Below are 26,041 nucleotides of genomic sequence, written 5' to 3' on the forward strand. Positions count from 1 at the left end.
TTATTTTACTAAGCTGGAAATCAATGCGCGCAGCGCTGCAGGTTTTATCATTTTCGCCATATAGTGATAGCCGCGGCGTTGCACATCTTCCACCAGCTCTTTACGGGTATTGGCGGTGATCAAAATGCCGGGCAAGTCTTTGCCATACAGGGCACGAATACCGTCCATCGCATCGACGCCATTTTGGCCATCATCTAAGTGATAATCGGCGAGGACAATATCGGGCGCGACGCCTTTCAGTCCCAGCTTAATGCGTGCATCGGATAAATCTTTGGCGCAAATAACCTCACATTGCCAACGACTCAATAGACTTTCTAAACCCGCCAGAATCGCCTCTTCGTTGTCGATACACAACACTTTGATACCCGATAACGGCTGCAGCAGCGATGGCAACGCCTTCACTTGCGGCTGACGCACTGTCTCCCCAAGCGGCACACAAATAGAGAATACCGAGCCGCGCCCTAAATGGGACGACACTTGAATACCGTGTTCCAGCACTTTACTGATGCGATCGGCAATTGCTAAACCTAAGCCTAATCCGCTGACATTGTTGCTCTTAGGATTATTCAGCCGTTTGAATTCTTTGAAAATCTCTTGGGTTTCTTTTTCATCGATACCACATCCCGTGTCTAATACTTGGATCTCAAGGTAATGACCCCGATGGCGACAACCAAACAAGACTCTGCCACCACGGGCGTAACGGTAGGCATTGGTTAAAAAGTTTTGTAGGACTCGACGTAATAGCGAAGGATCAGAATTAACAGTCGCACTGCATGGGATCATCTTAAAACGGATTTGGTTGTCCGCTGCCATCGCCTCAAACTCTACGGATAAGCCGTTGATCAGTTCTGAAATCGCAAAATCACGCCGATTAACATCTACCATGCCAGAATCGAGTTTAGAAATATCCAGCAGATCGGTGAGCAACTCGCCGGCGATCTTAAGCGAGCTATTCACATGGGATAAGGTGGTTCTGGCCTCGCGATCTAAATTGGGATACTGAGATAAAGATGCGGTAAACAACCGCGCGGCATTCAGCGGCTGCATTAAATCATGGCCAACAGCAGCTAAGAAGCGACTCTTAGAGGCGTTGGCGATTTCTTCCTGCGCCTTAGCCTCGAGTAACTCGCTATTCAACATGGCTAATTCATAGGTTCGCTCATTAACGCGGCTTTCTAAGGTTTCATTGGCCTCGAGCAGTGCGCGCTCCTGCTCGCGATACTGAGTAATATCGGTAAAGGTCATCACAAAGCCACCATCTGGCATGGGATTACCTTGAATTTTAATCACTTTACCGTCCCAGCGATGGCGCTCAGAAGTGTGCGGCGTGCCATTACGCATGTGCTGCACCCGCTGTTCAACCTGCTGTTCGATTTCACCTTCACCACAATAACCCCGCGCCGCATTAAAACGGATGACTTCGCTGATGGGCATGCCCTGCTGCAAGAATCCATCGGGATATTGATACAGCTCCACATATTTATAATTCCAAGCTACTAGGTTGAGATCGTTATCTATCACGCTCATGCCTTCATAGGCGTGCTCAATCGCGCCGCGCAGCATGTCTTGGCTGAGCATAATTTTCGATGACGCTTCATCCACTAAACTGAACACTTCATCCAGCGCCAAATCACGCCCTTGCAGCACAGAATCCATCACCAGCGCTGCGCTTGAGGCGCCGAGTACGCCCGCCAATAAACGTTCCGTGTGGAAAATCAGCTCTGGCGGCGCCGCTTTATGCCAACTATCACTTTTTACGGCATCAATTGAAAAACGGCTAAAGCTTTCATAGGCGCGTGTTGGGCTGACAAATCGACTGGCGAGAATAAGCAAATCCTGCTGTGAAATCGGACCATTTTTCTTATTGGCGCTGTTTTTCAACTTGCCAGGGCTCACAAAAGCACTGGCCTGAATACGCTCAGCAACACCCGCCCTAAACCAAATCGACCCCAAAATATAACAGGCGATATTGGCAAAAAGTGCCGTCAGCGCATCACGCACATTGGGCGTTATCGCATCTAGCAGGCCTTTCTCGCTCGCGACGCCAGACAAGAACACCGATGAACTTTGCACATCAGTCATGCCCTGCAACATGATGTAAAACCACAGCGTAAAGCCCACGCCGAGCCCTAAAAATACCCCAGCACGATTGCCGTGTTTCCAATAGAGTCCGCCCACTAAGGCGGGCGCTAACTGAGCAAAAGCCCCGAAGGACAACATGCCGAGATGGGATAAGGAATCACTGTCGGCTAAGGCCAGATAACTGCCATAACCTAAGCCAAGAATGATCACGATCGCCAAACGGCGGGCATTGAGTAGTAGCTGCGAGAACTGACTGAAGTTTTTCTCACGGATATGGCCCGTACGCAGCATCACAGGCACTAGCCATTCGTTACTGACCATCACACTAATGGTCACCACCGCCACTATCACCATGCCGGTTGCCGCCGAAAGTGTGCCCAGCAGTGCAATCACCGCCAGCAAAGGTTGGTCTAAAGCGAGTGGCAAATTAATCACATAGGTATCGGCCGACACTGAATCGCCGAGGATGATCTTCCCCGCCAAGGCGAGCGGCCCAACGAATAAACCAAAAAGCGCTAAATAGATGGGAAATAGCCAACGTCCTTTCGACAATACAGACTCATCGGCGCATTCCACCACCATCACATGGAACTGCCTTGGCATACACAAAAACGCCGCCATTCCGACAAGTAACTCAGGCATTAGGGCTTCGATACGGGGATTGGGATAATTGATCAGCGACTGCGCATTCGCCTGCTGCCAAATATCCCCAAAACCATCGAACACCCCAAAACTAATGACTACGCCGACCAATAAAAATGCGGCGATCTTCACCAGAGACTCAAAGGCAATCGCGAGCATCATGCCGGGATTATGCTCGGTGGCATCGAGCTTACGGGTACCAAATAAAATGGCAAATATGGCTAACAAAGACGTGATCAGTAACGGGATAGTCACGCCATCGAGGGGATCGTCTGCGGGTTGAAACAGGTTAAGGCTGAACACCATCGCCTTAAGCTGCAGGGCGATATAGGGCATGATGCCAAACAAGGCGATTAAGGTGACTAAGGCGGCTAAGGTTTGGGATTTGCCGTATCGGGCGGCAATAAAGTCGGCCACTGAGGTGATATTTTGTGCCTTAGACACTAATACCATCTTGCGTAACATGCCAAAACCTAAGGTGAAAATCAGAATGGGGCCGATAAAAATCGGTAAAAAAGACCAGAGATCCTTAGCCGATTGGCCGACTGTGCCTAAAAAACTCCACGAAGAGCAGTAGACCGCTAAGCTCAGGCCATAAATACCGACCTGTAGCTTTTTGGTGATCCGGCTAAACCAACGCTCCGCCCCCCACGCTAATAGGAATAAAAGCGAGACATAACAGACGGCAATAACGGCGACGACTAAGGTTAAATTCATACTTTGCTCTTTTTTCTGATTATTGTGCGATAAAACCTGTCTAAAATCTAGCCGGATTTTTAATGCAACAGACTAAATATAAAGGAAAATTTAAAACTAGACCAAGGTCTAATGGAGTTGCCGCCCCCTTGCATACCATACTCAGTCCACGCAATTTTTCAAAAGGGAAGCCCTATGAGCTCGCAGTCTCTCTACAAAGTCTCCGGCAATATCGCTGCCAATGCACTTGTAAACAACGATAAATATAAAACAATGTACCAAGAGTCGATTGTCAATCCCGAAGGTTTCTGGAGAGAACACGGCAAGCGTATTGATTGGATAAAACCCTATACCAAAATTAAAAAAACCTCTTTTGATGATCATAACTTATCGATCAACTGGTTTTACGACGGCACCCTGAATGCTTCTGCCAACTGTTTAGATCGTCACTTAGCCGAGCACAGTGATCGCGTGGCGATTATTTGGGAAGGCGACAACGCCAGCGAACAACGCAAAATTACCTACGGTGAATTACATGCAGAGGTGTGTAAATTCGCTAACGCATTACGCAGCCAAGGCGTGCGCCGCGGTGACATAGTCACAATTTACATGCCTATGGTGCCAGAAGCCGCAGTGGCTATGCTTGCCTGTGCCCGTATCGGCGCTGTGCACTCTGTGGTCTTCGGTGGTTTCTCACCGGATTCTATCGCCTCTCGCGTGATTGATGGCAAATCAAAAGTCATTATTACCTCCGATGAAGGTATGCGCGGTGGCCGTGCTATTCCATTGAAACGCAACATCGATGATGCCTTAAAAAATCCTGATGTCACTACCGTTGAAAAAGTCATCGTGCTTAAACGCACGGGTGGCAAAGTGGATTGGGTAGAAGGCCGTGATGTGTGGTGGCACTCATTGATGGAAACCGCATCTGAGTACTGCCAACCAGAGGAAATGGACGCCGAAGCGCCGTTATTCCTGCTGTATACCTCAGGTTCAACCGGTAATCCCAAGGGCGTATTGCACACCACTGGCGGCTACATGGTTTATGCGTCTATGACCCATGAGTATGTGTTCGACTACAAAGCGGGCGAAGTGTACTGGTGTACCGCCGATGTGGGTTGGATCACTGGCCACTCTTACATGGTTTACGGCCCACTTGCCAATGGTGCGACGGTGCTTATCCATGAAGGCGTTCCTAATCATCCAAGCCCTGCCCGTTTAGGCGAAATGATTGACCGCCATAAAGTGAGTATTCTTTACACGGCACCAACCTTAATTCGCGCGCTGATGGCCGAAGGTAAGCAACACTTCGATAAGTTCGATGGTAGCAGCTTGAGGATCATGGGCTCGGTAGGCGAACCCATCAACCCAGAAGCATGGCGTTGGTACCATGAGGTCATAGGTCATGAACATTGCCCTATCGTCGATACTTGGTGGCAAACTGAAACCGGCGGTATTTTGATTACGCCACTGCCTGGTGCGACCGATACTAAACCTGGCTCAGCGACCCGTCCGTTCTTTGGCGTTCAACCCGCCTTAGTCGATAACATGGGTAATATTTTAGAGGGGGAGAACGAAGGTAACTTAGTGTTACTCGACTCTTGGCCGGGCCAAATGCGAACTGTATATGGCGACCACGAACGATTCGTACTGACCTATTTTAAAACCTTCCGTGGCATGTATTTTACCGGTGACGGTGCCCGCCGCGATGAGGATGGTTACTACTGGATCACAGGCCGCGTCGATGACGTAATCAACGTATCCGGCCACAGATTAGGTACGGCAGAGGTCGAAAGTGCGCTGGTATCACACGAACTGGTCGCAGAAGCGGCAGTAGTTGGCTACCCACACGATATTAAAGGCCAAGGTATTTATGCGTATGTCACGCTAACCCGCGGTACTGAAGAAACCGAAGAGCTACGTCAAGAGCTACGTCAATGGGTTCGTAAAGAAATTGGTGCGCTGGCAACCCCAGATCTTATCCAATGGGCAACGGGCTTACCTAAGACACGTTCGGGCAAGATCATGCGCCGCTTCCTGCGTAAGATTGCCGCTAACGAAGTGACCAACTTAGGGGATGCATCAACCTTGGCCGATCCAGCTGTGATCGAGACCTTGATTGAATCACGCTTGAATCGTACTGAGTAATATCCGAGTTACGAACAACGTCCACAACGCTTAGTCTATGCCCAATAGGCTAAGCGTAACCTGAACCTCCCTTTTTAAACCTCAGGTTAAAAGTGAACCCTATTGAGAGAGTGTGTGTGATTGCTCCTTTCTCTAGCTTGCCCCTCCAACCAGGGGCATTTTTTTTACCTGTTATGTTAAGCTTGCAGCCTCACTTTTATTCAGCATAGATTTTTTATCAGCGTGTCAGTCAAACTCAGAGACTATCAACAGCAAGCGGTTAATGCCGCCATCGCCCATTTTAGGCAAAGCCAAGCTTCCGCCGTACTCGTATTGCCCACAGGCGCCGGCAAAAGCATAGTGATCGCCGAACTGGCGCGCATCGCAAAAGGCAGAGTCTTAGTACTCACCCACGTGAAAGAATTAGTCGCGCAAAATGCCGAGAAAGTCGGCCTACTCACGGCACAAGCCAGTATTTATGCGGCGGGGTTGAATCAAAAAGCCACTGAGGGGAAAACCGTCGTCGCCAGCATTCAATCGGCGGCGCGGGGGTTAACCCTGTTCGATCAGCCGTTCTCGTTAGTGATTATTGATGAATGCCACAGAGTCAGCCTTGAGAAAACCAGCCAGTATCAGCAAGTGCTCACTCATTTACGCACGAAAAATCCCCAACTAAGATTACTCGGACTCACCGCTACGCCCTATCGCCTTGGCACTGGCTGGATTTACCAGCAACACTATCACGGCAAAGTGGGTTCGCCCGAACACGCCGTGTTCGAACATTGTGTGTTCGAGCTGCCCATCAGGCCACTCATTAAACAAGGTTACCTCACAGCGCCAACCCTGTTTGATGGCCTCAGTGCCCAGTACGATTTCAGCCAACTGAAAGCCAATGAGAATGGCGAGTATGCTGAAGCCGAGGTTAACGATTTACTGGGGCATTACGGCCGCGCGACTACCGCGATAGTGAAACAGCTCATTGAACTGAGCCAACATAGAAGAGGCATTATCATCTTCGCGGCAACGGTGCGTCACGCCAATGAAATTTTTGGCCTACTCAACCAAGTTCACACTGCACAGAGCGCCATAATCACGGCACAAACGCACGACAATGAACGTGACGCGACAATCGAACGTTTTAAAGCCCAAGAGCTCAAGTTTTTAGTCAACGTGGCAGTGTTGACGACAGGCTTCGACGCGCCCCATGTGGATTTGATTGCGATTTTGCGCCCAACCGCCTCAGTCAGTCTATTTCAACAAATGATCGGCCGTGGGTTGCGAATCGCTGAAGGCAAAAAAGATTGTCTTATCATCGACTATGCTGCCAATGGTTATGACTTGTATTTCCCCGAGGTCGGCCAAGCTAAACCCAACAGTAAATCGGTACCCGTGCAAGTGCATTGCCCTGTGTGCGATTTTGCTAATATATTCTGGGGACTCACGGACGACGATGGCGACATCATCGAACACTTTGGTCGCCGTTGTCAGGGCATTGTCGAACAGCATGGTAAAAAGCTACAGTGCGACTTTCGATTTAGATCTAAATCTTGCCCTGATTGCGGTGAAGAGAATGATATTGCCGCACGCATTTGCCAGCACTGCCAATCGACTCTCATCGATCCCGATAAACGCCTTCGCCAAGTGCTCAGCCAGCAGCACCATCATTTGTTCCGCTGCCAACATATGACGCTCATCGACGATGACGGCAATCTGAAAGTGCAATACCTCGATATCGACGGCAATGAATTTAATCGCCGCTTTAAATTGCAAACGCCGGCACAGTGGCGAGCCCTATATGCCTTATTCATCTTTCCCCATAGCCGAACGCCGGGATTAAAACCGAAAAAGTACACAAAGGTGACAGAGTTAATCAGCGACGCGGATAAATTCCGCATGCCCGATCTCTTGCTACTGAAGAAACATAAAAAAGGCTGGGATCTGCTCGAAAGCTATTTTGATTATCAAGGCCGCTATCAAACTGAAAATAAACTCGGCTGACATTATCAATTCACTTAGGCCTATGGTATAAAACGACTAAAGTAATCCTAAGGAGCTATTATGTTCGTTGTTATTTTTGGCCGTCCAGGCTGTCCTTATTGCGTTCGTGCTGTGCAATTATCTGAGCAACTCGTTGAAAAACGTGATGACTTTAAGTTCAGATATGTCGATATCCACGCAGAAGGCATCTCTAAAGCAGATTTAGAGAAAACTGTTGGTAAGCCAGTTGAAACAGTACCGCAGATTTTCGTCGACGAGAAACACGTCGGTGGCTGCACAGATTTCGAACAATATGTTCGCGAAAACAATCTGTTAGATTAAGCACCGCACATATGTGACCCGCTTAATGCAAAAGGAGACCTTAGGTCTCCTTTTTAGTTTTTATCGCAAGCAAGTAAGATTAGAGCACATACTTAGCCGAGAACATGATGCGGCTCAAATCACCATCATCGCCATTTTCTTTACTGTTCTTGGCATACATATACTCGACCCCAAAGGTCAGCGGTTTGCTTGGCGAGTAAAGTAAGTTGATATAGCCTGAATAAGCATCCTTATTCACGCCTGAACCGGTTAAAGCCACATCGTTATCCGCTTGCATGCCTGACAAGGTTACACTGCTGCGCCACTGCTCATTCCACCAATGACGGTAAGACACAAACCCACCGAAAGTACGAATCGACTCGATATCACCGTTAGCATCTAGCACGCCCGCATTAATGTAATTGAGTGCCATATAACGACCTAGGCCTTCACCATAGGTGGCCGTGAAGCGAAGATCATCTTTGCCGACCGGAATAATGCCCGCCACACTCGCGCCATATCCTAGGGCTGAGCTATCAATCTGCGTCGCACCTATCTTAGTTTCTAAATTCAACTGACGGGCAATACCCGCAAAGGAGAACGCCGCGCCGCCATCCGTTTTGAGGTTATACCGCGCGATAACATCGGGAATTACCCCGCTACCACTGGTAATGCGGGCACCGCCTTGATTTGGCGTGACTGTGGTTTCAGGATTTTCGATCGCGAATTGGAAATTACCTTGGGTATAGCGCAATAGCGTTTGGCGTGCGAACGGAGTTCCGTCGGCAGCACCAACAAAATCGAGATTCTCAGGTAACGCAGCAGCATTTTGGAAGGTTGTCCACGTTTGACCTACGGTCCAATTGTCATAGGAGACAAATGCATGGCGAATACGAGGTGAATAGCTGTTGGAAGTACGTTCATTACCATCAGTGTGGGTCATAAAATCGAGTTCAATAAAGCCAGAAAGTTTATGACCATCAACATCAGTCGTCGCTTTGAAATTAAAACGCGTTTCGCGAGCTTGAAAATCCACGACTTGATTGCCATTACCCTCTTTTCCATAAATAGTGCCAGGAACATAAAACTGCCTAGAGAGATCCCCCGAATCCGGTGCGCCATTGCCGTAATCACTGAACATAATGTCAGCTTTGATATAACCGCCAAACTCAACATCCGTATCTTTTAGTGATGCCGCATTGGCCGAACTTGCTAATGCCAATAATATTGCACTACCCATCAAGCTTAGTTTTGCTTGTTTCATTTTTTGTCTTTCCCCAATTGTTATTATTTATCCGCAACCAATATGGACAAATTAACAAGTGAGAAACATTGGCAATAGGTCTATGAGACAAAAGTAGAAAATATCATGATAAATAATATGTTAGGAAAATATTTGAAACGAAATAAGTAAAACGAAGGTATTAAATCTAGTACTGGGAATTGAAGTTTAACTTAGTAAATTTAGTGGGTAACTTGAGAGATATAAAGCGGGGTAATAAGTGGTGGGTCGTGAAGGATTCGAACCTTCGACCAATTGGTTAAAAGCCAACTGCTCTACCGACTGAGCTAACGACCCATCTAGGTATTGCGCTGATTTATGCACTTTCAGTAAAGTGGTGGGTCGTGAAGGATTCGAACCTTCGACCAATTGGTTAAAAGCCAACTGCTCTACCGACTGAGCTAACGACCCATCTGGTGTTGCGCTGATTTATGCACTTTCAGTAAAGTGGTGGGTCGTGAAGGATTCGAACCTTCGACCAATTGGTTAAAAGCCAACTGCTCTACCGACTGAGCTAACGACCCATCTGGTGTTGCGCTGAATTATGCACTTTCAGTAAAGTGGTGTTTCGTGAAGGATTAGAACCATTCGACTGATTGGTTAAAAGCCAACTGCCCTAGCTTTATAAAAAAAGCGGCTGAGCTAACGACCCACCTAGATATTGCTATAAAACTGTTCACTTATTTTTGGCATTTATAATGCGAATAATAAATGGTGGGTCGTGAAGGATTCGAACCTTCGACCAATTGGTTAAAAGCCAACTGCTCTACCGACTGAGCTAACGACCCATCTAGGTATTGCGATAAAACTGTTCACTTATTAATTGCATTTATTATGCTGATAATAAGTGGTGGGTCGTGAAGGATTCGAACCTTCGACCAATTGGTTAAAAGCCAACTGCTCTACCGACTGAGCTAACGACCCATCTGATGTTGCACTGATTTATGCACTTTCAGTAAAGTGGTGTGTCATGAAGGATTAGAACCATTCGACTGATTGGTTAAAAGCCAACTGCCCTAGCTTTATAAAAAAGCGACTGAGCTAACGACCCATCTAGGTTTTGCGCTGATTTATGCACTTTCAGTAAAGTGGTGGGTCGTGAAGGATTCGAACCTTCGACCAATTGGTTAAAAGCCAACTGCTCTACCGACTGAGCTAACGACCCATCTGGTGTTGCGCTGATTTATGCACTTTCAGTAAAGTGGAGTGTCGTGGAGGATTAGAACCATTCGACTGATTGGTTAAAAGCCAACTGCCCTAGCTTTATAAAAAAGCGACTGAGCTAACGACCAATTTTACTACTTACTATCTCGTTAAATACCACTAACTTATTCTATTTATTAGAGTAAGTGGTGGGTCGTGAAGGATTCGAACCTTCGACCAATTGGTTAAAAGCCAACTGCTCTACCGACTGAGCTAACGACCCATTTACTGGTATTTTACGCCCCGAACGACCTCGCCGCTCTGAGGGCGCCTATAATACCTTTTTCATCTTCTCATGCAAGCGCAAATTCCCAATTTTTTGTCGTTTGCATGAAAAACAGACTAAGAGTATGTTTTTTAGTTAATTACGCTTTAATTGCAGCCAGTTGCTGCTGTGCAATGCGCGCTGCTGCGCTGTTTGCGTAATCTTTGACGACTTGTTGGTAGTATTGCGTCGCCCCAGCCTTGTCACCGGTTTTCTCGGCGATCATGCCAAGCTTCACTAAACTGTCACCCCGTTTATTGGAATCACTAAAACGGTCAACCACAGTTTTGAAGGCTTGTTTGGCTTCTGCAAATTCGCTCTTATTAAATAATAGCTGCCCTAACCAATAGTTAGCATTAGCGGCATACACAGAATCTGGGTATTGTTTGATAAAAGCACGGAAGGCAGGAATAGCGTCGTCATACTTACGCTCTTTCAAGACTAAGTTAACGGCACTCTCATAGCTTGCAGTTTCACTTAAACTACTTGAAGCCGCATTCGTCGAGGCTACAGAAGGTGTGGATGTCGCGGCTGCGGCTGCAGGAGCGGCAGATGCCTTTGAGGATAAATTAGCAAGTTCATCATATAACTGACGCTGACGCTGTTGCATCTGCTCAATCTGATAATTCTGTTGTTCGGTTAAACCACGTAAATCGAGCACTTCCTGCTGCAGTGTATCAAGACGGCGCTGCATATCGAGCTCGCTTTGTTGTCTTGATTTTACAATACGTTCTATGCGAGCAAGTCTGTCATCACCCGAACCACCAGCAATATCTTCCACAGGAGCAGGTGCTGCAACTGCAGCACCTACACCAAGGAACATTGCCGTAATTAAGACGGCACGTTTCATTGTGTTACTCTCCGAGATTCAATCTTAGTAAACTAAAACTGCACGACGGTTTTTGCCAAAACCTTCATCAGTGCGAGAAAAATCAAGTGGTTTTTCTTCGCCATAGCTGACTACGCTCATTTGGCTTGGCTGTACGCCCATACCTTGTAGGTATTTAGCAACGGCTTTAGCACGACGTTCGCCCAGTGCGATGTTGTACTCAGGCGTGCCACGCTCATCCGCATGACCTTCAATCAGTACGCGCACGCTTGGGTGCTCAACTAAGTAAGTGCCATGGGCTTCTAATATTGCGGCGAAATCAGTTTGAACTTCACTGCGGTCAAAGTCGAAGTAAATGATGTGTTGCTTTCTTAAGTCTTCTAACTGCTGGCGTTGTTGCTCTTCAGCAGACAACATTGCGCCTACACCACCAGTTTGAATGCCACCACCATTCAGTTCACTACCTGAACCGTTTGTTGAGCCCATTGCATCAGTTTCTGATTCTGAAGTTGAGCTACATGCACTAAGAGCCATAATTGGAAGTGCTACCAACATAGCTTTTAACAACTTATTCAGATCCATTACGTGTTCCTTATAAAATTAAATGTGATTAAATCAAGGTATAACATTAGAGAAACGGTGACCAAGAAGGTGATTTCACCTCACCTTGACCTGCCGGTAATCTTGCTTTAAAACGTCCATCCGTAGAAACAGCTGCTAATACTTGCTTGCCTTGGTATGTGGTGCCATAGATCACCATAGTACCATTAGGGGCCACACTTGGAGATTCATCCAAACGTGTCGATGTCAGCACCTGCATAAAACGCGTACTTAAATCCATACGCGCAATATTAAATTTACCGTTCGTGCGATTAACAAAAATCATACTGCGACCATCAGGGGTAATTGAACCACCGAGGTTCCATTCACCTTCAAAGGTTTCACGACTCACTTTACCTGAGCTCAACTCTACGCGATAAATCTGTGGTCTACCACCGCGCTCTGATGTAAAAATCAACGACTTTCCATCAGGATACCATGATGGCTCAGTATCGATAGCATAGTGATTGGTAATACGCTTAATGGCTTTGGTCGCAATATCTATGATGTAAATTTCAGGCTGACCGTCTTTAGATAAAGTGATCGCCAAAGATTTTCCATCGGGTGAGAACGCCGGCGCACCGTTAATACCAGGGAAAGAGCTCACTTTAGTGCGCACTTGGGTATAAAGGTCTTGCACGAAGATCTCAGCTTTTTTGTTTTCAAAGCTAACATACGCTAAACGACGACCATCGGGTGACCAAGTCGGTGACATCAACGGCTCTGGCGAGCGCAGTAACATTTGTTCATTGACGCCATCATAATCAGCAACCATCAATTGATATGGAGCTTTTTGAGTATGATTGACCACAACATAGGAGATCCGCGTTAAGAATGCGCCGCGAATACCGGTTAACTTTTCATAGACGATATCGCTGATCCTGTGTCCATATTGGCGAAATTGCGCCGCTGAAATCACAGTTTGACGGCTGTCCATCAAAAATTCTGTTGCACTAACTGGGCCTTTCAACGCTTGGTTTTGGGCTTTGACTAAATCGATTAAATCAAAGCTCACCAGATATTGATCAGTACCATAAGGTTTAACGGTACCTAGCACTAACGCTTCGGCGCCAACACTTGACCAAGAATTAGCTTGAAACTGTGCCACAGTGCCAATATTGCGCTGAGGTAGTCCAAGCTCGTCTAAAGGTTTAAACGTACCGCTACGCACTAAGTCCGACATCACTACATCCGCAATCGCTTGCGGTGCGGCGCCAGGACCTTGCCAAACAAAAGGCATCACAGCGATGGGACGCGCAGCGTCAACACCTTCTGTGATCACAATATCCAATGCCGCTTTTGCGGGGGTGGTGCATAGCAGAACTGCCAATGCTAACCATTTTGCCAATATTCTCATGGGACTCCTTTAATTAAAACGTTGGTTCAACGATTAAGTTAATTTCTTTCATCAAGTTATAAACTGCAGGGTCCGGAGACACTGGCAATTTACCCGCCTTCAAAATCGCTGCTTTTGCTGCACGACAAACGTTAGGATCACCGCCTTTAGTTTGACTGCTGATCACAAAACCATCATTTGCTAATCGTACAGAGACAGTACAAGTCTTGCCACGCATAGATTCATCCACTACCAAATTACGTTGGATAGTCGATTTAATCATTGCCTGATACTTACCCACTTCACTCTGCATCTGCTTATTCATGGTTTGCGACAACGCCGCCTGCTCCGCCGCTAATGCATCGGCCATTTCTTGCTCCTGCTGGGCGCGGGCTTTGGCTTCAGCGTCGGCTTTGGCCTTAGCGTCCGCTTTGGCTTTAGCATCTGCTTTGGCCTTAGCTTCGGCTTTCGCTTCTGCATCAGCCTTGGCTTTTTCAGCTTTGGCCTTAGCTTCCGCCTCCTTCAGCTTACGGTCACTTTCCGCTTTCGCTGCTGCGGCTTCTTCCACTTTGCGTTTTTCTGCTGCTTTTTGCGCGGCATCTTCAGCGACTTTACGCTCCTGCTCTTTCAGCTTACGGTCGGCTTCGGCTTTAACTGCCTTTTCCTTTTCCTGCTGCTGTTTCACTTGGGCTAGCTTGGTCGCTTCATTGGCCTTTTGGGTTTCAATTTCTTGCTGCTTACGTTCTTGCTCTAACTGTTTAATCTGAGCTTGTTCACGTTCGCGCGCTTGCTTCGCTTCTTGCGCTTTGCGCTCAAGCTCGGCTTGACGTTCTTGCTCACGGCGCTCGGCATCACGCTTTTCTTGCTTAAGTTTCTCAACTTGATTAGCGACTTTTTGCTGATCAACCATCACAGCTTTAACCGCTGGCGCACTAACTTGTTGCATAGGCTCAGGTTTGTGAGAGAAATCGATCCCCAACGCCAGAATAATTATCACGCCAATATGAATACCCGCTGAAATTGACAGAGGTAATGTTACATCTGACTTATCTGCCACCTATTTCTCCTTGGGTGAATCCGTCATCAAACCGACTGATGGCACGCCAGCACCTTGCAAGGTCACCATCAACTGAATCACTTTATCGTAAGGAATATTTCTATCGGCCTTAACCACCACTGGACGCTCAGGCTCTGTCACCATAAGCGCAGCAACTTCCGTCGCCAGTTCTTCCAAGTCCATAGGTACGTTAGTTGAACCGCCTTTATTCAGATAATAATCACCGTCACCGTCAATCGAAGCCACCACAGGTGGCTTACTGTCAGCAGGTAAAACTTCCGCGGCCCCTTGAGGCAGCTCCACTTTTACCCCTTGGGTGACTATGGGCGCTGTTACCATAAAAATAATTAACAGCACGAGCATCACGTCGATATAGGGCACCACGTTGATTTCGGCAACGGGGCGACGACGTTTGCGCTGATAAGCTGGTTGCATTATGCCCCTTCCTTCTCACTGTATGCCTGGCGATGCAAAATGCTGGAGAACTCTTCCATAAAGTTTGCGTAGGCCATTTCTAATTTATCGACTTGAGTCGAGAAACGGTTGTACGCAATAACCGCAGGGATCGCAGCAAATAGACCCATAGCCGTTGCAATCAAGGCTTCAGCAATACCGGGGGCAACCATAGCTAAGGTCGCGTTTTCCATCGAACCAATGGCGATAAATGAATTCATAATCCCCCATACCGTACCAAATAAACCGATATAAGGGCTAGTCGAACCAATGGTCGCTAATAAGGGTAAGTTAGCTTCTAACTTTTCCATTTCGCGAGAAAGTGTCACACGCATAGCACGTGATGTACCGTCCATCACGGCATCGGGCACTTTGCTATTTAATTTATTCAGGCGTGAATATTCTTTAAAGCCAGTCACAAATAATGACTCTAAACCGCTATTATCAGGACGAGTCGATAATTCTTTATATAAACGGTTTAAATCAACGCCTGACCAAAATTTGTCTTCAAACTTCGCCGATTTACTTTTTGCGGATGTCAGTAAGCTACGGCGTTGTAAAATCACCGTCCAAGACATCACTGACAAGCAAAGTAAGGTGAACATAACAAATTTCACTAATAAACTGGCTTGTAAAAATAACCCAACAATCGACATATCAGCTTGCACTGTCAAACTCCTGCACAATATTTAAGGGAATAGCTCGGGGACGCATTCGTGACAGCGCAACACAAACAACCAGCACTGTGCCTTCACAATAACAGTCTCCCTGTTTATCGACCAAGCGTTGATGAAAGATCAACGAGGCCTTTTTCAACTCTATGACCTTAGTTTCAACAATAAGGTTCTGTTCAAAACGTGCCGCTTTGCGAAAATCTAATTCCGCACGCTTTACCACAAAGGCGGTATCGTCGGCTAAAAGCGCAGTCTGACTCACGCCAAGGGCTTTTAGCCACTCGGTTCTCGCCCGCTCAAAAAAGTTGAGATAGTTCGAATGATAGACAACGCCGCCAGCGTCGGTGTCTTCGTAATAGACTGAAATAGGCCAATGAAACATCATTTGAAAATAAGCAAATTTTGGTTGAAAAATTGACGCTTACTATACCTAGGGAAACAAGACTTGTGAATGACCCGACGAAGATATAGATAGGAATAGCGCGGGTTTCAGATGAATAGGGGCAATTGTAAAAGACAATGGGGTCAAAGGACCCCATTTTATTAACATAGTTAGTTATTTTGCGATAGTTTGTGGCAGTGTTAAGCCAAAACTCTGCCACAAGAAACTGTAGATATCGGCAAATTCATCAATCTTCATCGCCGTCGGTTTACCGGCTCCGTGACCCGCATTGGACTCGATACGCATAATCACAGGTTCAGTGCCCTGCTGCTTATCCTGCAACATGGCTGCGAACTTGAAACTGTGTAATGGCACGACGCGATCATCATGATCGGCAGTCATCACCATAGTCGCTGGGTAAGTTTGCGCTTTCACATTGTGATAAGGCGAATAAGCCAGTAGCGCCGGGAATTGTTCTGCTTTATCGGCACTGCCATATTCACTCGTCCAAGCCCAACCGATAGTGAACTTATGGAAGCGCAGCATATCCAGTACGCCCACCGCAGGTAATACGGCAGCAAAGAGTTCAGGACGTTGAGTCACCGCAGCGCCCATCAACAGACCACCGTTACTGCGGCCATAGGCACCTAACTTAGTGCTATTAGTGTATTTTTCACTCACTAGATATTCCGCGGCGGCAAAATAGTCATCAAACACATTTTGCTTTTTATCGAACATCCCCGCTTGATGCCAGCTTTCGCCGTATTCAGCGCCGCCACGTAAACTCGGCACAGCGTAAATACCGCCCATATCTAACCAAGCAATGTTGGCCGGACTAAAGCGTGGTGTCATCGAAATGGCAAAGCCACCATAGGCATACAGTAATGTTGGGTTTTGACCGTTCTTCACTAAGCCTTTTTTATAGGACAGCATCATAGGCACACGCGTGCCATCTTTGCTGCGATAAAACACTTGCTCAGAAACATAGTCATCGGGATTAAACGACACCTTAGGTTTGGCAATTACGCTTGATTCAGCGGTTTTAAAGTCAAACTTATAGGTGGTTTCAGGTTGAATATAGCTATTAAACACATAATAGAAATAGTCTTTGCTTGCTTTACCAAAAGGCCCAGCCACATTGCCTTGACCAGGTAATGCCACGTCTTGGCGCTTCTGCCCACCCATGCTGTAAATCGATAATTGACCTAATACATCGTGTAAATAACTCACCACTAAATGGTCATTAATTATGGCGACGTTATTTATCGGATCTGTAGACTCTGGAATAATGGTTTGCCATTGGGATTTATCGCTATTGCGGGTATCAATCGCAATTACTTTACCGTTAGGCGCATCTAAGTCGGTTTTGAAATAAAACACTGAACCATCATTACCGAGAAACTCATATTCAGCTTCTAAGTTGAGGATCAATTCCACCACTTGTGATTTAGGCTCAAATAAGGATTTATAGAAGAAACGATTACGCTTATCCGTACCTTGAGAAATCGACAGTAATAAGTATTCGCCTTTCTCGGATACCTCTATGCCAAAGCCCCAATCTTTATTCTGTGGGCGCTCGTAAATCAATAAATCTTGGCGCTGATCTGTACCTAATTTATGGTAATACACTTTTTGATTGAAATTGACGTCGGCTAAGACATCTCCACCCGCAGGGGCATCATAGCGAGCATAAAACACACCTTGGTTTTCTTTATCCCACACTGCGCTAGAAAATTTAATCCATTTCAATTCATCGGCAAGTTTCTTACCGGTTGCGATATCAACAAACTGCCATTGCTGCCAATCTGAGCCCGAATTTGACACACCATAGGCTAAAATTTTACCGTCATTACTCACTGCAACACCTGATAGCGCCACAGTGCCATCCGCTGACAGTTTGTTTGGATCGAGAACTGGCTTTTCAACGCCATCTAACCCTTTGACATACAAAACAGATTGCGCCTGCAGGCCATCATTACGGTAGTAAAATTGATTGTCGCCATTCTCAAATGGGGCGGAGACTTTTTCGTAATTCCACAGCTCAGTGATGCGATCGACCACAGCTTGTTTATTGGGGATCTTGGCTAAATAGGCTTGACCGAAGGCTTGTTGTTCTTTTACCCAAGCTTCCGTTTCTGGCGTATTGGCCTCTAAATGGCGGTAAGGGTCCGCCACGGCAACACCGTGAATGGTTTCGACGAGATCATCTTTTTGAGTCACTGGGTAAACCAATTTATTTGCGCTTGCCTGCTCAGTCGAATTTTGTTCAGGTGTATTGCCACTTTGGCAGGCACCGAGTGCCATTCCCAATGTGGCCACTAACAAACCTTGCTTTGCAAGGCGAAATCTTAATGCCATCTTGTTATCGTCCTTCTTGTGGTTTAGGGCTTAGGGCCTTTTCAGCAAGTACTATACAAGCAAAAAAAATCATGGCAATCCCGTAACTTAATAAGCAGATTTTTAGGTTGTATCGCAGATTTAACAAAATGGCAGCAAGGATAAGCTTATTGAAGTGTATTATTATGCACTAATAGTGATTTATAAGTTATTAATCAAGGTAAATAGTGACTTAAGTGATATAGATCACCTTTACAATCATTAGAATTACTAATGTTTATGGGCAATTTTTCTCGTTTGTTTTACCGCCGAGTTAACCATAGAATGTGCTTGTTTTCAGGAGATACCTGCTTGCAGATATCGAAAACAAAGAACTTTTAAACTGGTGTGTTCCCAACACTTCAGTTTCTTCCCTGGTTCTTATGCTTGACTTCCTTCCTTCAATTTGTTGATTGCAAATGCATTATTTTTGCGGCCCGCTTAGTTTAAGCGGGCTTTTTTTTATCCATTTCAAACACCATCCTACTTACGACGATATCAGGCTTTATGCCGCTATCACTATTTATGCCCTAGCCTCACTTTAGTTTTATTTGCGGCTTAACGATTACCTGCTCGCGAACATCACAAATAAGAAAAACTCATAATCCCATTTAAAGCTCGCTGATACTGCAAAGGTTGAGGTTGAGGTTGAGGTTGAGGTTGAGGTTGAGCGAAATACTGCCAAGCTATCCAAAAATAACCACCTCCGCATCTATAAATGACAATGCCAAGTCAGTGACTTGGCATTGGATTGGGCGGCTTAACTATATTGATGTGGCACAGGTTAAACACTGCGTAAACTTAGCACTATAAAGGCTTACTGATCCGTATCACAACGCGGCGGTTACGTGCCCTTTCGTCCATATCATCATTAGAAGCCACATGACGGCGCTCACCATGCCCTACAGTAACGATACGATCTTGCGGAATACCGCTGGCAACAAAGAAATCTTTTACCGACTCCGCCCGTTTATCCGAGACTTTTTGGTTAACTGAACGGCCACCGTAACTGTCGGTATACGCATCCACCAGCACTAACTCCACCAAAGGATCATAGGCTAAGTATTCTTGAACCCGTGACAGTTGCTGCTGGGAGAAACGAGTTAAATCGGTTCCGCCTTCATCATAATTCAACACAGTAAATGCGATATCTTCAAAGCTATAGGGCAACAGGTGCGCTAAACAAGCTTTGAACTCGCTGTATTTACGGCCAAAGTTAACCGATGACAAACCCACAGCAATCTTATTTGACTCGTTATACCAATCAGCATAGTAAAACGTCGGTTCCATCCCGCGACTCAACTCAGCCAACATAGACCAAGCGGCACGTTTAGGCACCTCACCATTAAAGTACTTTTGATAATGCAGTGAGGTGATCTCTTTTGAGACCACTCCCGGCCGCCACTGCGGCGCGCGACTAATTAACTTAGCTTGCGTGACTTGATCCGGTTTTACCCACATGTCTAAGGTAAAATTCATATTTTGCTGCTTACCCGCTTCGCTGGTAAAAATCGCTTTACCGTAGGAAGGGATATCGTGCTCGAGGCGACAAACGATGGGAGAATTCTCGCTCACTCGCCATTGGGAATCACTTAAAGAGGCGACATAATGGCGCAACTCTGCCGTTGCAGTTGCTGGAACGCATAAAATTGATACTAATATCAGTTTTCGCCACATAGCCTTTACTCATGTTTAATCGGTTACATGGCTTTATCGGCAAACTATTTAGTTCCTTTAGCTCATAAAACCATCAATCAAGCATGACACACCCCAACACATTTAGCATAATAGCGCCCTGTGAATTTTCTAGAGTACTTTATGAGTGACATTTGCGACGCGAACAAATTGAAATACCGATTTCGAGGCTACTTTCCCGTAGTCATTGATGTCGAAACTGCGGGCTTCAACTCTCAAACCGATGCGTTGCTAGAAATTGCCGTCACCCTACTGAAAATGGACAATGAAGGCGTGATAGGAATCGACAAAACCCTACACTTCCACATTGAGCCCTTTGAAGGCGCAAATTTAGAACCCGAAGCGTTAGCATTCAACGGCATTGATCCCACTAATCCGTTACGGGGAGCTGTGAGCGAGAAAGAAGCCTTTTTAGAAATCTTTAAAGCGGTGAAAAAAGCCCAAAAAGCCTCTGACTGCCATCGCAGTATCATAGTGGCGCATAATGCCGCTTTTGATCATGGTTTTGTGAGTAAGGCGATTGAACGTTGCGACTTAAAACGCTCGCCGTTTCATCCTTTTGCTACTTTCGATACTGCTACACTCGCCGGACTTGCCATTGGTCATACCGTACTTGCCAAAGCATGCATCATGGCGGGCATTCCCTTCGATAATAAAGAAGCCCATTCTGCGCTATATGATACCGAACGTACCGCAGAGCTTTTTTGTCACATAGTGAATCGTTGGAAATCATTAGGCGGCTGGCCGTTACTGGCCGTGGATGAGCAGGATGCCCAAAGCGGTACTGAGGCATAAATTTAGCGGTTCACACTAAATCTTAAACAAATAGAAAACAAAAAAGCTGCCATTGGCAGCTTTTTTCATTTAACAGGCAACTGTGATTAGCAAATACTAATTACAGTGAGCTTGCGTTTTCAGACAGGTAAGCAGCAACACCTTCAGTGCTTGCATTCATACCTTTATCGCCTTTTTCCCAGCCAGCAGGACATACATCGCCGTGCTCTTCGTGGAATTGCAGTGCGTCGATCATACGTAGCATTTCATCAACGTTACGGCCTAATGGCAGATCGTTAACAACTTGGTGGCGAACCATGCCTTCTTTGTCGATCAGGAATGAACCACGGAAAGCCACACCCGCTTCTGGATGCTCAACATCGTATGCTTTACAGATTTCATGTTTAACGTCAGCCACTAACGTGTACTTAACTTGGCCAATACCGCCTTTTTCAACTGGGGTGTTGCGCCATGCGTTGTGAGTGAACTGAGAATCGATAGACACACCGATCACTTCCACGCCACGCTTAGTGAACTCTTCCATGCGGTGATCAAATGCGATCAACTCTGATGGACAAACGAAAGTGAAGTCAAGTGGATAGAAGAATACGACTGCTGGTTTGCCTTTGATGGCAGCAGTTAAGTTGAAGCTATCAACGATTTCGCCAGAACCTAATACAGCTGCAGCAGTAAAATCAGGAGCCTGACGGCCTACTAATACGCTCATTTTATATCTCCATCTATGAGTTGAACTAAGTGTAAGGCAAGATGCCCTTTCGCCAGTATGCTCTCCTCAACCTAGGTCGAGTTAAATCCTTACTGATTAAAAGGTGTTCTTACCAATCAAATCTTTAGGCATTATAAGTCGTGTGCTGTGCCTTACAACCTATTTAAGACCAATATCACATTTTTCAAGGGCATTTCCGTTTTGCCTGACTAAGGATAGAGCAATCTGCGTATCCTGTGTGCGCAGCAATCCACATTCGGCTAACAGACAAAACCCAGCATGATCACATTTTCAGATATTTTTCAGATAAGCCCTCGGCAAACTGGACATCGACAGCCTTTGCAGTCAAAAATAGCGTCTTTGGCTTAAAGAATTAAGAAAATTGACTATGAATGCAGTCGTTATTGCAGTGTGCTTAATGTTGGCACTCAGTTTAGCTAGGGTGAATGTGGTTATCGCCCTCACCGTGAGCGCCCTTGTGGCGGGACTTGTGGGCGGAATGGATCTGCACCAAACCATAGATGCCTTTAATACAGGCTTAGGTGGCGGCGCGCAAATTGCGCTCAGTTATGCATTATTAGGTGCCTTTGCTGTCGCACTCTCGCACTCAGGCTTAACCACGCTGATCTCAAGAAGCATCATCAGTAGTCTTGGGCAAGATCCTAATCCCACCAACACTAACTGGGTTCGCTGGTTACTGCTGTTATCGCTACTTGTCATGTCGATGGCCTCGCAGAATATTTTACCTATTCATATCGCCTTTATTCCGATTTTAGTGCCACCACTGTTACATGTGATGACCAAACTGAACATCGACCGTCGTTTAGTCGCTTGTGTTTTGACCTTTGGTCTGGTCACAACCTATATGATTTTACCGATTGGATTTGGTGGCATTTTCTTAAATGACATTCTGCTTTCCAACTTAACCAGCAATGGCTTAGCGGCTGTGCGTGAGCAAATTCCACCAGCCATGTTAATTCCAGCGGCGGGCATGATAGTTGGTTTACTGACAGCTGTGTTTATCAGTTACCGTAAACCTCGGATCTACGATGAGGCCAAAGTATTGGTTGCAGAGCCAGAAGAAACCCTCAACAAACGCAATATTATCATTGCCGCAGTGGCGATATTAGCCACCTTAGTGGTGCAACTTGAAACCGATTCGATGATTTTTGGCGCCTTAGTCGGCTTCATGATTTTCAGTTTCTCGGGCGCCTTAAAGCATGTCGCCGACCAAGATATTTTCAATCAAGGCGTGCGCATGATGGCCAACATCGGCTTTATCATGATTTCTGCCGCAGGTTTTGCCGCCGTAGTGAAAGAAACCGGTGAAGTGGGCACGCTTGTGGCTTCGCTTAGCGACATCATTGGGGATAATAAAGCCCTCGCCGCCTTTTTGATGCTGCTAGTTGGTCTACTGATCACTATGGGGATCGGCTCGTCTTTCTCCACCATTCCAATTATCGCGACCATTTATGTGCCTTTAGCGTTAAGTTTTGGTTTTTCGGTGGCGGCGACAATCGCGTTAGTCGGCACCGCTGCGGCGCTGGGTGATGCAGGCTCGCCAGCATCGGATTCCACCTTAGGTCCTACTGCGGGTTTGAATGCCGATGGTCAACACGACCACATTCGTGACAGCGTGATCCCGACCTTCATCCACTACAATATTCCACTGTTAGTGTTTGGCTGGATTGCGGCCATGGTGTTGTAACACCGAACAACACACCCAATAAAAAGGCCGAATTGCATTGCAATTCGGCCTTTTAGATCGAGCGCCCAAATATTAACAAGCTATATGAATAGACATGTTAACAGGCACAGGAACGATTATTTAGTACCAAAGATTTTATCGCCCGCATCACCAAGACCTGGCAGGATATAGCCCTTCTCATTGAGGCACTTGTCGATAGCAGCGGTATATAACTCGATATCAGGATGCGCCGCTTCTAACGCTTTGATCCCTTCAGGTGCAGCCACTAACACTAAGGCTTTGATTGAAGTACAACCGCGTTTCTTCAATAAGTCTACGGTCGCAATCATAGAACCACCAGTCGCGAGCATTGGGTCGACAACTAAGGCGATACGCTCGTTCATGTCGCTGGCGAGCTTTTCAAAGTAAGGCACAGGCTCAAGGGTTTCTTCGTCACGGTAAATGCCGACAACTGAAATACGCGCACTTGGGATATGCTCAAGTACACCGTCCATCATGCCCAAACCCGCACGTAAAATCGGCACAACAGTGACTTTTTTACCTTTGATTTGGTCGACTTCAACCGGACCGTTCCAGCCTTCAATCGTCACCGTTTCAGTTTCGAAATCTGCGGTAGCTTCATAGGTTAATAAACTGCCCACTTCGGCGGCTAGCTCACGGAAACGTTTAGTGCTAATGTCACCTTCGCGCATTAAACCGATTTTGTGACGCACTAAAGGATGTTTAACCTCGACAACTTTCATTTTTCTCTCCTACTTTATTTTTCGGCGTATTATTTTAGGCAAATTTTTCAGATTCTAGTTGATTTGTTTACTAGGTAAAACATAAAGTTTTGCCATTAGGCCTAATCGTGAGCTATCTCCCAAGAATAATTCCCAATCGACTAAGATACGTACCTTAATTTACTATTTTGTGACCAATCTCAAGACCTCAGAAACTGAAATACAGTTTTACTCGGCCAAAAATACTCCGCCGAGGGGCATAAATCCAAATCATGACTTTCGACCCCTAGCACAAGCTGGTAGAATACCGCCGCATAAAATCCAATAACGATGTACCCGAGAGGATCCCTCCGTGAGCACACCTACCCCACTGAGCTATAAAGATGCCGGCGTTGATATTGATGCAGGTAATGCACTGGTAAGTAACATTAAAGCAGCCGTTAAACGTACCCGTCGTCCAGAAGTTATGGGCAACTTAGGTGGTTTTGGCGCCCTGTGTGAAATCCCCACTAAATACAAGCAACCAGTTTTAGTGTCTGGCACCGACGGTGTTGGGACTAAATTACGTTTAGCTATCGACTATAAAAAACATGACACAGTCGGCATAGACTTAGTTGCTATGTGTGTGAACGATTTAATCGTTCAAGGTGCTGAGCCACTGTTTTTCCTCGATTACTATGCGACAGGCAAGCTGGATGTTGAAACCGCGACGTCTGTTGTCAACGGTATCGGCGAAGGTTGTTTCCAATCTGGTTGTGCGTTAATCGGCGGTGAAACCGCTGAAATGCCAGGCATGTACGAAGGTGAAGATTACGACCTAGCAGGTTTCTGCGTGGGCGTAGTTGAAAAAGCCGACATCATTGACGGTAGCAAAGTTGCAGCGGGTGATGCGCTTATCGCATTAGCCTCGAGCGGCCCTCATTCAAATGGTTACTCTTTAGTACGTAAAGTATTAGAAGTGAGCCAAGCAGACCCTCAACAAGATCTCAATGGCAAACCGCTAATTGAACATCTACTTGAGCCAACCAAAATTTACGTGAAATCATTGCTGAAACTGATCGCAGCATCAGACGTACATGCAATGGCACACATTACTGGCGGCGGCTTCTGGGAAAACATCCCACGCGTACTACCAGATAATTTAAAAGCGGTTATCCAAGGCGATTCATGGCAATGGCCTGCTGTTTTCAGTTGGTTAATGGAAAATGGCAATATTGCAGAATATGAAATGTATCTCACCTTCAACTGTGGCGTCGGCATGTTAGTCGCGCTGCCAGCCGATAAAGTGGATGCAGCACTTGCATTACTGGCTGCAGAAGGCGAACAAGCTTGGCTGATCGGTGCTATCGCAGATCGTGAAGGCAATGAAGAGCAAGTGGAGATCCTGTAATGCCCCAGAGCTGTCGTGTAGTTGTATTAATTTCCGGAAATGGCAGTAACCTGCAAGCGATTATCGATGGTTGCGACGATAATCTGCAGGCCGAAGTTGTCGGAGTCATCAGTAATAAACCCGATGCCTATGGCCTAGTGCGCGCCCATCATGGCGAAATTGATACCAGCTGCGTGATAGCTCACCAAGGTGAATCTCGCTCTGAATACGATGCACGTTTAATGACAGTCATCGAACAGTACCAACCCGATTTAATCGTGTTGGCAGGATTTATGCGGATCTTAACCGATGATTTCGTGAATCATTACCTAGGTCGCATGATCAATATCCATCCGTCACTGTTACCGAAATACACTGGCTTAAACACCCATCAACGTGCCATTGACGCTAACGACAGCGAACATGGTGCCAGCGTGCATTTTGTCACGCCAGAGCTTGATGCAGGTCCGGTGATTTTACAGGCCAAAGTGCCTGTTTATGAAGAAGATACCGCTGATATGCTCGCCGCCCGTGTGCATGAGCAAGAACATGCCATTTATCCACTCGTGGTGAAATGGTTTAGTCAGCACCGTCTTAACATGCAAAATGGCCAGGCCTATCTTGATGGCAATCTTATCGGCCCGAGCGGTTACGCGCCTGATTAGTTCCGCTTAAAAGCAATGGTAGCGAGATCACAAATGGAGACCTTAGGGTCTCTATTTTTTTAACTATTTTCCACAAAAG

The 26,041-nt window shown here is 46.3% G+C and carries 20 protein-coding genes and 8 tRNA genes; 7 read left to right on the top strand and 21 right to left on the bottom strand.

Translation table 11 applies throughout. From position 1 onward, the window contains the following. Window positions 1-3,441 carry a hybrid sensor histidine kinase/response regulator gene (locus DYH48_RS11990; RefSeq protein ID WP_115334887.1) on the bottom strand — a complete coding sequence of 1,147 codons (3,441 nt, stop codon included), beginning with the start codon at window positions 3,439-3,441 and terminating at the stop codon, window positions 1-3. 174 nt (window positions 3,442-3,615) lie between these two features. Here DYH48_RS11990 and acs point away from each other — a divergent pair, with 174 nt between their 5' ends. The 3 genes from acs (at window position 3,616) to DYH48_RS12005 (ending at window position 7,866) form a co-directional block, all read left to right on the top strand. Beyond that, window positions 3,616-5,568 carry an acetate--CoA ligase gene (gene acs / locus DYH48_RS11995; RefSeq protein ID WP_012587884.1) on the top strand — a complete coding sequence of 651 codons (1,953 nt, stop codon included), beginning with the start codon at window positions 3,616-3,618 and terminating at the stop codon, window positions 5,566-5,568. 222 nt (window positions 5,569-5,790) lie between these two features. After that, window positions 5,791-7,545, top strand: coding sequence for a DNA repair helicase RadD (radD, locus tag DYH48_RS12000; RefSeq protein WP_115334888.1), 1,755 nt, complete (start codon window positions 5,791-5,793; stop codon window positions 7,543-7,545). 60 nt (window positions 7,546-7,605) lie between these two features. Then, window positions 7,606-7,866, top strand: a complete 261-nt coding sequence (locus DYH48_RS12005; RefSeq protein WP_006081259.1) for a GrxA family glutaredoxin — start codon at window positions 7,606-7,608, stop codon at window positions 7,864-7,866. Between the two features lie 79 nt (window positions 7,867-7,945). Here the strand turns inward: DYH48_RS12005 and DYH48_RS12010 are convergent, their stop codons facing one another. The 18 genes from DYH48_RS12010 to motY form a co-directional block, all read right to left on the bottom strand. Then, complete coding sequence (locus DYH48_RS12010; protein ID WP_012196908.1) at window positions 7,946-9,109, bottom strand: DcaP family trimeric outer membrane transporter; 1,164 nt, start codon at window positions 9,107-9,109, stop codon at window positions 7,946-7,948. 239 nt (window positions 9,110-9,348) lie between these two features. Continuing rightward, window positions 9,349-9,424: transfer RNA gene (locus DYH48_RS12015), tRNA-Lys, on the bottom strand. Window positions 9,425-9,462: 38 nt separating this feature from the next. After that, window positions 9,463-9,538 (bottom strand) — tRNA-Lys (locus DYH48_RS12020). A gap of 37 nt (window positions 9,539-9,575) precedes the next feature. Further along, window positions 9,576-9,651, bottom strand: a tRNA-Lys gene (locus DYH48_RS12025). Window positions 9,652-9,839: 188 nt separating this feature from the next. After that, window positions 9,840-9,915: transfer RNA gene (locus DYH48_RS12035), tRNA-Lys, on the bottom strand. A gap of 60 nt (window positions 9,916-9,975) precedes the next feature. Further along, window positions 9,976-10,051, bottom strand: a tRNA-Lys gene (locus tag DYH48_RS12040). A gap of 37 nt (window positions 10,052-10,088) precedes the next feature. Then, a tRNA-Lys gene (locus DYH48_RS12045) sits at window positions 10,089-10,178 on the bottom strand. 38 nt (window positions 10,179-10,216) lie between these two features. Continuing rightward, window positions 10,217-10,292: transfer RNA gene (locus tag DYH48_RS12050), tRNA-Lys, on the bottom strand. A 185-nt stretch (window positions 10,293-10,477) separates the two neighbouring features. Beyond that, window positions 10,478-10,553: transfer RNA gene (locus tag DYH48_RS12055), tRNA-Lys, on the bottom strand. A gap of 142 nt (window positions 10,554-10,695) precedes the next feature. After that, a complete protein-coding gene (gene ybgF / locus DYH48_RS12060; RefSeq protein WP_115334889.1) occupies window positions 10,696-11,445 on the bottom strand; it encodes a tol-pal system protein YbgF in 750 nt (249 codons plus the stop codon). A 24-nt stretch (window positions 11,446-11,469) separates the two neighbouring features. Next, window positions 11,470-12,006 carry a peptidoglycan-associated lipoprotein Pal gene (gene pal, locus DYH48_RS12065; protein ID WP_006081256.1) on the bottom strand — a complete coding sequence of 179 codons (537 nt, stop codon included), beginning with the start codon at window positions 12,004-12,006 and terminating at the stop codon, window positions 11,470-11,472. Window positions 12,007-12,052: 46 nt separating this feature from the next. Then, complete coding sequence (gene tolB / locus DYH48_RS12070) at window positions 12,053-13,381, bottom strand: Tol-Pal system beta propeller repeat protein TolB (protein WP_006087449.1); 1,329 nt, start codon at window positions 13,379-13,381, stop codon at window positions 12,053-12,055. 13 nt (window positions 13,382-13,394) lie between these two features. Continuing rightward, window positions 13,395-14,417, bottom strand: a complete 1,023-nt coding sequence (gene tolA, locus DYH48_RS12075; protein WP_115334890.1) for a cell envelope integrity protein TolA — start codon at window positions 14,415-14,417, stop codon at window positions 13,395-13,397. Then, complete coding sequence (tolR, locus tag DYH48_RS12080; protein WP_006081253.1) at window positions 14,418-14,852, bottom strand: protein TolR; 435 nt, start codon at window positions 14,850-14,852, stop codon at window positions 14,418-14,420. Then, window positions 14,852-15,538 (bottom strand): protein TolQ, encoded by a 687-nt coding sequence (gene tolQ, locus DYH48_RS12085; RefSeq protein ID WP_006081252.1) that lies wholly within the window; start codon window positions 15,536-15,538, stop codon window positions 14,852-14,854. The genes tolR and tolQ overlap by 1 nt, the downstream gene beginning before the upstream one ends. Continuing rightward, the gene (ybgC, locus tag DYH48_RS12090; protein WP_006081251.1) at window positions 15,528-15,929 is read right to left on the bottom strand and encodes a tol-pal system-associated acyl-CoA thioesterase; all 402 of its coding nucleotides are present in this window, start codon (window positions 15,927-15,929) and stop codon (window positions 15,528-15,530) included. Before ybgC ends, tolQ begins: the two co-directional genes overlap by 11 nt. Before the next feature lie 171 nt (window positions 15,930-16,100). Beyond that, window positions 16,101-18,284: a prolyl oligopeptidase family serine peptidase gene (locus DYH48_RS12095; protein ID WP_115334891.1), complete on the bottom strand. Its 2,184-nt coding sequence runs from the start codon at window positions 18,282-18,284 to the stop codon at window positions 16,101-16,103. Window positions 18,285-19,109: 825 nt separating this feature from the next. Continuing rightward, on the bottom strand, window positions 19,110-19,979 hold the full coding sequence (gene motY, locus DYH48_RS12100; RefSeq protein WP_063883092.1) for a flagellar protein MotY: 870 nt from the start codon (window positions 19,977-19,979) through the stop codon (window positions 19,110-19,112). A gap of 141 nt (window positions 19,980-20,120) precedes the next feature. Here motY and rnt point away from each other — a divergent pair, with 141 nt between their 5' ends. Continuing rightward, complete coding sequence (gene rnt, locus DYH48_RS12105) at window positions 20,121-20,792, top strand: ribonuclease T (protein ID WP_006081248.1); 672 nt, start codon at window positions 20,121-20,123, stop codon at window positions 20,790-20,792. A 100-nt stretch (window positions 20,793-20,892) separates the two neighbouring features. On the opposite strand, the gene DYH48_RS12110 is transcribed toward rnt, so the two are convergent. Beyond that, the gene (locus DYH48_RS12110; RefSeq protein WP_006081247.1) at window positions 20,893-21,498 is read right to left on the bottom strand and encodes a peroxiredoxin C; all 606 of its coding nucleotides are present in this window, start codon (window positions 21,496-21,498) and stop codon (window positions 20,893-20,895) included. 388 nt (window positions 21,499-21,886) lie between these two features. On the opposite strand from DYH48_RS12110, the gene DYH48_RS12115 reads away from it, so the two are divergent. After that, window positions 21,887-23,206 (top strand): Na+/H+ antiporter family protein, encoded by a 1,320-nt coding sequence (locus DYH48_RS12115; protein WP_006081246.1) that lies wholly within the window; start codon window positions 21,887-21,889, stop codon window positions 23,204-23,206. 116 nt (window positions 23,207-23,322) lie between these two features. On the opposite strand, the gene upp is transcribed toward DYH48_RS12115, so the two are convergent. Next, window positions 23,323-23,949 carry a uracil phosphoribosyltransferase gene (gene upp / locus DYH48_RS12120; protein WP_006081245.1) on the bottom strand — a complete coding sequence of 209 codons (627 nt, stop codon included), beginning with the start codon at window positions 23,947-23,949 and terminating at the stop codon, window positions 23,323-23,325. A 331-nt stretch (window positions 23,950-24,280) separates the two neighbouring features. Between upp and purM the strand changes: the two genes are divergently transcribed. Together purM and purN are read left to right on the top strand one after the other, a co-directional pair. Next, complete coding sequence (gene purM, locus DYH48_RS12125; protein ID WP_115334892.1) at window positions 24,281-25,318, top strand: phosphoribosylformylglycinamidine cyclo-ligase; 1,038 nt, start codon at window positions 24,281-24,283, stop codon at window positions 25,316-25,318. After that, a complete protein-coding gene (purN, locus tag DYH48_RS12130) occupies window positions 25,318-25,962 on the top strand; it encodes a phosphoribosylglycinamide formyltransferase (RefSeq protein WP_012088897.1) in 645 nt (214 codons plus the stop codon). The genes purM and purN overlap by 1 nt, the downstream gene beginning before the upstream one ends. Window positions 25,963-26,041: the final 79 nt, after the last annotated feature.

The organism is Shewanella baltica, assembly GCF_900456975.1.
GTDB classification, from domain to species: domain Bacteria; phylum Pseudomonadota; class Gammaproteobacteria; order Enterobacterales; family Shewanellaceae; genus Shewanella; species Shewanella baltica.

Coding starts and splice junctions, on each gene's coding strand:
- DYH48_RS11990 (WP_115334887.1), bottom strand. CDS start 3,441: ATGAATTTAACCTTAGTCGTCGCCGTTATTGCCGTCTGTTATGTCTCG.
- acs (WP_012587884.1), top strand. CDS start 3,616: ATGAGCTCGCAGTCTCTCTACAAAGTCTCCGGCAATATCGCTGCCAAT.
- DYH48_RS12005 (WP_006081259.1), top strand. CDS start 7,606: ATGTTCGTTGTTATTTTTGGCCGTCCAGGCTGTCCTTATTGCGTTCGT.
- DYH48_RS12010 (WP_012196908.1), bottom strand. CDS start 9,109: ATGAAACAAGCAAAACTAAGCTTGATGGGTAGTGCAATATTATTGGCA.
- ybgF (WP_115334889.1), bottom strand. CDS start 11,445: ATGAAACGTGCCGTCTTAATTACGGCAATGTTCCTTGGTGTAGGTGCT.
- pal (WP_006081256.1), bottom strand. CDS start 12,006: ATGGATCTGAATAAGTTGTTAAAAGCTATGTTGGTAGCACTTCCAATT.
- tolB (WP_006087449.1), bottom strand. CDS start 13,381: ATGAGAATATTGGCAAAATGGTTAGCATTGGCAGTTCTGCTATGCACC.
- tolR (WP_006081253.1), bottom strand. CDS start 14,852: ATGCAACCAGCTTATCAGCGCAAACGTCGTCGCCCCGTTGCCGAAATC.
- ybgC (WP_006081251.1), bottom strand. CDS start 15,929: ATGATGTTTCATTGGCCTATTTCAGTCTATTACGAAGACACCGACGCT.
- DYH48_RS12095 (WP_115334891.1), bottom strand. CDS start 18,284: ATGGCATTAAGATTTCGCCTTGCAAAGCAAGGTTTGTTAGTGGCCACA.
- motY (WP_063883092.1), bottom strand. CDS start 19,979: ATGTGGCGAAAACTGATATTAGTATCAATTTTATGCGTTCCAGCAACT.
- rnt (WP_006081248.1), top strand. CDS start 20,121: ATGAGTGACATTTGCGACGCGAACAAATTGAAATACCGATTTCGAGGC.
- DYH48_RS12110 (WP_006081247.1), bottom strand. CDS start 21,498: ATGAGCGTATTAGTAGGCCGTCAGGCTCCTGATTTTACTGCTGCAGCT.
- DYH48_RS12115 (WP_006081246.1), top strand. CDS start 21,887: ATGAATGCAGTCGTTATTGCAGTGTGCTTAATGTTGGCACTCAGTTTA.
- upp (WP_006081245.1), bottom strand. CDS start 23,949: ATGAAAGTTGTCGAGGTTAAACATCCTTTAGTGCGTCACAAAATCGGT.
- purN (WP_012088897.1), top strand. CDS start 25,318: ATGCCCCAGAGCTGTCGTGTAGTTGTATTAATTTCCGGAAATGGCAGT.